5 protein-coding genes are annotated in these 6,043 nt (G+C 65.9%); 3 read left to right on the top strand and 2 right to left on the bottom strand.

Going from position 1 to position 6,043, the window contains the following annotated elements:
- Nucleotides 1-634: 634 nt before the first annotated feature.
- The 3 genes from ATM97_RS34135 to ATM97_RS00125 are packed head-to-tail and all read left to right on the top strand — an operon-like array spanning nt 635 to nt 2,315.
- Nucleotides 635-1,594: a hypothetical protein gene (locus ATM97_RS34135; RefSeq protein WP_255586491.1), complete on the top strand. Its 960-nt coding sequence runs from the start codon at nt 635-637 to the stop codon at nt 1,592-1,594.
- Complete coding sequence (locus tag ATM97_RS00130; protein ID WP_308248316.1) at nt 1,495-2,103, top strand: ADP-ribosyltransferase; 609 nt, start codon at nt 1,495-1,497, stop codon at nt 2,101-2,103. The genes ATM97_RS34135 and ATM97_RS00130 overlap by 100 nt, the downstream gene beginning before the upstream one ends.
- Nucleotides 2,104-2,108: 5 nt before the next feature.
- The gene (locus ATM97_RS00125; RefSeq protein WP_218715844.1) at nt 2,109-2,315 is read left to right on the top strand and encodes a hypothetical protein; all 207 of its coding nucleotides are present in this window, start codon (nt 2,109-2,111) and stop codon (nt 2,313-2,315) included.
- Between the two features lie 32 nt (nt 2,316-2,347).
- On the opposite strand, the gene ATM97_RS00120 is transcribed toward ATM97_RS00125, so the two are convergent.
- Together ATM97_RS00120 and ATM97_RS00115 are read right to left on the bottom strand one after the other, a co-directional pair.
- On the bottom strand, nt 2,348-4,666 hold the full coding sequence (locus tag ATM97_RS00120) for an ADP-ribosylglycohydrolase family protein (protein WP_218715843.1): 2,319 nt from the start codon (nt 4,664-4,666) through the stop codon (nt 2,348-2,350).
- A gap of 56 nt (nt 4,667-4,722) precedes the next feature.
- Nucleotides 4,723-5,886, bottom strand: a complete 1,164-nt coding sequence (locus ATM97_RS00115; RefSeq protein WP_218715842.1) for a VWA domain-containing protein — start codon at nt 5,884-5,886, stop codon at nt 4,723-4,725.
- Between the last annotated feature and the right edge of the window lie 157 nt (nt 5,887-6,043).

Raw genomic sequence — 6,043 nt, 5'->3', positions numbered from 1 at the left:
CTCGTCCGGATATTTCTTCGGTGCTGCCACTGATCGACTCCTTCCGGTCCTATCGGACCACGGGTTGGAGCTCTCCGTGAAAACGGGGGAACCTCACCGAAGGCATCGACACGATGCGCCAAGCGGTCCAGGCGGCATATGACCGGTATACGGCCGCCATCGCGGCCAACCTTGAAATGCTGGGACGAGCATGATCGTCGAGGGCCGATTCTCGTGGTGGTGGGATCGGAAGCTTGTGATTGGCGATTCGTCGAATTCTTGATGCCCTCGGCCGATTCGACCACCAGCCGCGCCACCAACACCAGTTCGTTCGACCTGCCACAATCCACAGGGGGGAACACTTCATGGCTGAACCGCTACGGGTCGCCGCTACCGAACTCGACGAAATCACTACCCGCGTAGCCGGATTCACCAGCTTCCTCGTTGCCGACCACGCCGGAATCCTGCAACACGCCACGCGTGTCCGAGCATGCAGGACTGGTCAGTCGGTCCTCCTTGGCAATGACACCTTTGCTCAACGGATCACGGGCACACGGGACGTTGCAGCGGGTATCAACTCCATATGCGCCAGCCATCAGCGATTCAGCTGCGAAGCGGCGACCGCGCTCGCCGTGCGCGCCAGCGGAGGCTTGCGATGACCGTCCTCGATGTCGCGCCCCAGGTCTACTACGATGCCGCGACTGCCTGCAATACCGCTGCGTCCGGTCTAATGACCGCATTCCAAAGTGGCATGTATTCACTGAAAGAAACTTCCGGCATGGCCGGCAGCGTGGGCGACGGGAAGACGTGGGCAGACTCCTACGATACTCGGGCGAGGGAACTTTGGAAGATGTCGCTGGACATGGTCCTTGCCCTCGATGGCTACGCCAGTGTACTCAACCAGGCTGGATACAACCACGCGCTCGCCGACCACAACCCAGCTTCGGGTGTGCCTGAACCCCAGCTGCCGACTCTGAACCCTGCATTCACTGGAAGCCTCGATCAACTAATCTTCACGCTCCCGACCTCGGCCGGCGGCGACGGACGCGGCATCGTTGACGACGGACTCGAACTCGCCGCCAAGGTCGGCATCCCTATCCCAGACGGCGATACCGGCAAGCTCTCCCGTGCAGCCGACCTGTGGAACGCCATGGCCACCCATGAATCGGTCACCGCGGTCGCCACCGAACTCGAACGCGTAGCAGCCATGTTCGACCAGGTCACCTCCCCTGATGCCAACTTCATAGATGAAGACCTACGCGAACTCAAGACTGCTGCTTCTGACATCTCAGGGCCTACGGCGAAATCGCCCAAGCTTGCCGCGACCAAAAACAAGCCCATGACGACCTGCGCGAACAGCTCCGAAAGACACTCGAAGACCTCGGCAAGGCGCTGCTCGAAGAGATCGCCATCAACGCCGCCATCGCCGTGGCTACTTCATTCGTCAGTTTCGGGGTGGGTGCGGCGTTGGCCGCTGCGAAAACAGCCAAAGCTATCGACAGATTCGTTGACCTCATCCGCGCCGTCATCAGGGCTGGCAAACTCAAGACCGCTGTCGCAGTTGAGCGCATCACCACGAAGACCAAAGACACTGTCCAACGGATCAAGGATCTGACGACTAAGCTGGTAGAGAAGCTCAAGGCTGCACCGAAGTCTAAGCTTTCCCAGAAGGACATCGATGCGATCGGGGACTACACGGAGGAGGATCTGGGTCCATTGGGCTACAAACAACTCAATGCAGCCTTACGGGAAGGTAACGCGGACGCCACGCAGCAGGCGAAGATCAATGACATCGACACGGCTCTCTCTAAGTTGCCAAATTATGATGGCGTGGTATATCGCGGCACCGACCTACCGGCTGATGTCATTGCAAAATATAAGCCAGGTGAGGTGATAACCGAAGATGCATTCGTGAGCACTTCAAGGAATTCTTCCGGGTCGTTTCCCGGAAACGTTCAATTTGAAATAGCGTCGAAAACTGGGAAGGATATCGAACAGTATAGTCGCATTCCAAATGCTGCAGACGAGGCTGAGGTACTATTTCGCCCAGGCTCCAAATTCTATGTCGTAGATAACTACGTGGATAGTAGTGGGAAGACCATCATCAAGATGGCAGAGAGGTGACTGAGATGAGCGAAAGAGTAGCAGGAAAGACGTTCTCCACGCCGGAAGAGGCTGGCGTCGAGGCGCCCACCCCAGAAGAGCTTGCCAAATACCGGAAGATGTTCGAAGAAGCTAAGAAAAAGCGGGATGCGATCGATCCCAATGACCGTGTCATGCTAGGCCCCAAGTTTTGGGACGACACGAGCGGTACCGAGTTCGACCGAAACCGGTGAATCGAGCAGATAGAGATGCGGCGGTCGCCAGGTCATGTCGGGTAGCGGTCGAACCAGTCGTCGGTGGGTTGGCCGTGGGCGTCGCGGGGTGGGGTGAGGCCGAATTCTGTGCAGTAGTCGGTGGACAGGCGGCCTAGGACCGCGCCCGCGTCGACGGTGTCGGCCCAGCGATGGGGGAGGGCGGCGCGGCCGTAGCGGGCGCCGAGGAGGCTGCCGGCGATGGAACCGACAGCGTCGCTGTCGCCGGAGTGGTTGACCGACAGCAGGAGTCCGGTGCGGACGATGTCGTGTGGTGCGCCACCGCGGAATTCGGCTGCGAGCACGGCGAAGACCGCGATGGCCAGCGCCTCGGGGCCGATCCAGCCTCGGCCGAGGGACTCTACCTCCTCCGGGGCAGGCGCCCGACCGGCGCGCGCGATCGCGCCCGCCAGTGCAATGCACTTGTCCAGTGCGGCCGAGGTTTCCCCGTGCTCGGGATAGCTCGCGAGTTCAGCTTGCGCGCGGCCCAGCGCGGTCGCGGTGTCATCGCCCCGCGAGAGCCGGTAGATCAGTGCTGAGAGGGTGCCTGCGGGCAGCCAGCCGCTGGGGTGGCCATGGGTGAGGGCGGCAGCGTCGCAACCCAATTCGAAGATCGCGCCGATGGCCGCGCCGGAACGGTCGGCGGCGTAGCCGAATCCGCAGGGCGCGGCTCCCATCATCGCGCCACTGCCCTTGGAAGCGTTGATCGGCTGATCGCGGGTGCCAAGCGGGCTGGCTGGCGCACGCCTTGCCGCAGCCTGGAGCAGGGCCGTGTACACCGAATTCGCCACGCCCCGTTGCTCGATCAGTTCGGGGTGGCCGCTGAGTGAGCTGTGCAGCGCGAAGGGCTGGTCGGGCAGGTCGACCACCTGGCCGCGCAGCCAGACGAGCATGCCCTGCTGGAGCAGGCCCATGGTGGCCCCGCCGATACCCTTGGCTCTGGCTCGCACCGAGCCGCGGATCAACGCCTCCACGGTGAACGCGGTCAGCTGCGTCTCTTCGGAGATCCGCAGTGGATCGGTGTCGGTGAGACCGTCCGGGCCGTACTGGTCCCGGATCTGCCGCAGGGTTCTGGTCTCGATCGGCGCGCCGAGCGCGTCGCCGATCGCGCCGCCGAGCAGGCAACCGTGCACCGCGTTCAGCCACACCGACCCGGCGCTGACCACGGCGTCGCTGCTGCGGTGCGTGTGTTCGCGCCGGGGCTCGGGGTCGTGCCAACCGGAAACCGGTGTGCGAGCGGGAGAGCCGGGGTGCCGCGCCGGGTGCCGGATGTCGATGCGTGGTCGGCCGTCCGCGGATGTCGCGCCGCGTGCTGTCGGCTCGGACCGGCGGGCCGGATCCGATGCGGTGTTGCGCCGGGTCTGCGGTGCATCGGGGTGGCCAGCCGGTCCGGCACCACGGCCGCGGAAGTCGGTGCCGGATCGGTGGTCCGGTGCGTGACCGGTGGAGACGGAGGTCCGGGGCGTGGCTGACGAACTGGGGGCAGACCCTCGGCGCGTGAGGGATTCGGTGAGCGCGGCCGCGAAATCGGCGCAGGTGGGGAAGCGCCGCGCCGGATCCTTGGCCATCGCCTTGGCCAGCACCGCGTCGACCGCCGGCGGCAAGGCGGAACGCCGGGTGCTGGCTCGTGGCGGCACGGCGTTGAGATGGCCGAGCATGACGGTGGCCGGGTTGGGCGCGTCGAACGGGCCGGTGCCGGTGAGCAGTCGGAACACGGTGCAGGCCAAGGAGTACTGGTCGCCGCGGCCGTCGAGGGGCGCGCTGCTGAGTTGTTCGGGCGAGGCGTAGGCGATGGTGGCGGTGAACTGGCCGGTGCGGGTGAGACCGCCGGTGTCGTCGAGGAGTTTCGCGATGCCGAAGTCGGTGAGCAGCACGCGTTCGTCGAAGCCGGCGCCGACGCCCGCGGTCCGCGAGAGCAGGATGTTGGCCGGTTTCACGTCGCGGTGCAGCACGCCCTGGCGGTGCGCGTAGTCCAGCGCGCTCGCGGTCTGGGTGACCACCTGCGCGATCCGCTCGATCCCGAACTGCGGCACCGGGACCGCCGCCGCGTCGACCCCGTCGACGAACTGCATGGCGATCCACAGCTGTTCCTCGTCGACGCCACGGTCGTAGACGGTGATGATGTTCGGGTGATCCAGCTGCGCGACCAGGTCCGCTTCCCGTTCGAACCGGGTGCGGATCTCGAAGTCGGTGAACAGGTCACGGTGCATGAGCTTGAGCGCGGTCAGCCGCGGCAGCCGCCGATCACGGGCCGCGTACACCGCGCCCATCCCACCGCGCCCCAGCTCCCGCTCGATGACGAACCCGGCGAACACCTCCCCGCGCCGCAACATCGCCTCACCCCGTTCACCGAACCCGATCGCTTCGCAGCCTAGCGAAACTCGCGGTGCTACACGGCGGGAGCGTGGGTGTCGGCCCAATGGGTGAGGTCGCCACGATCGAGGGCGGTCGCCAGCAGATCGGGGAATTTGTCCGGGGTGCAGGCGAAGGCGGGGATGCCGAGCGCGGCCAGCGCGGCGGCGTTGTCGTGGTCGTAGGCGGGCGCGCCCTCGTCCGAGAGCGCGAGCAGGACCACCACATGGACGCCGGCCTCCTTCATCGCGTTGCATCGGCGCAGCATCTCCTCGCGCACGCCGCCCTCGTAGAGATCGGAGATGAGCACGAACAGGCTGTCGGTGGGCCGGGTGATCAGCGACTGCGAGTAGGCGATGGCGCGGTTGATGTCGGTGCCGCCGCCGAGCTGGGTGCCGAACAGCACGTCGACCGGGTCGCTGAGCTGGTCGGTGAGGTCGACGACCTCGGTGTCGAACACCACCAGCGAGGTCTTCAGCGACCGCATCGACGCCAGCACCGCGCCGAAGACCGACGCGTAGACGACACTGGCCGCCATCGAGCCGGATTGATCGATCGCCAGCACCACGTCGCGCTGGATCGACTGCGCCTTGCGCCCGTAGCCGACGAGCCGTTCCGGCACGACGGTGCGATGCTCGGGCAGGTAGTTGGCGAGGTTCTTGCGGATCGTGCGGTCGAAGTCGATGTCGCGCAGTTTCGGGCGGTGGGTGCGGGCCGAGCGATTGATCGCGCCGGTGACCGCGGCGACGGTCTTGGCCGCGATGCGCTGCTCGATCTCGCGCACCACCTTCTCGACCACCATCCGGGCGGTGGCCTTGGTGGTCTCCGGCATCACCCGGTTCAAGCCGAGCAGCGTCCCCACCAGGTGCACATCGGGTTCCACCGATTCCAGCAGTTCGGGTTCGAGCAGCAGCTGGGTGAGGTTGAGCCGCTGCACGGCATCGCGCTGCATCACCTCGACCACGGTCGCGGGGAAGTAGGTGCGGATGTCGCCGAGCCAGCGCGCCACCCGGGGCGCCGAACCGCCGAGTCCGCCGGACCGCTTCGTCGATCCGCCGGCCTCGCCGGTGTTGTAGAGGGCGCCGAGGGCCTGGTCCATCGCCTGGTCGGGGCCCGAGGACAGGCCGCCGAGCTGTTCCTGCGCGGCCTGCCCGAGAACGAGACGCCAACGGCGCGAATGGTTGTCGTCGATATCGGTCATGCGGGCTGCTCCTGGTGATCGAGCGGGCGGTGCTGTGGCAGCGGGCTTGCCGCCCGCGCTCCGGGCCGGGTCATCCGGCGGCGCCGAGGATCGCGGTGGCGGCGCGCAGGGCGAGCTGCCCGCGCACCGGGTCGATCGGCGTCGCGCCGGTGGCGGC

The organism is Nocardia sp. MH4 (genome assembly GCF_019266065.1).
GTDB classification, from domain to species: Bacteria; Actinomycetota; Actinomycetes; order Mycobacteriales; family Mycobacteriaceae; genus Nocardia; species Nocardia canadensis.
The sequence above is the reverse complement of the archived record's forward strand: the minus strand, read 5'-3'. Positions and strand labels throughout refer to the sequence as shown.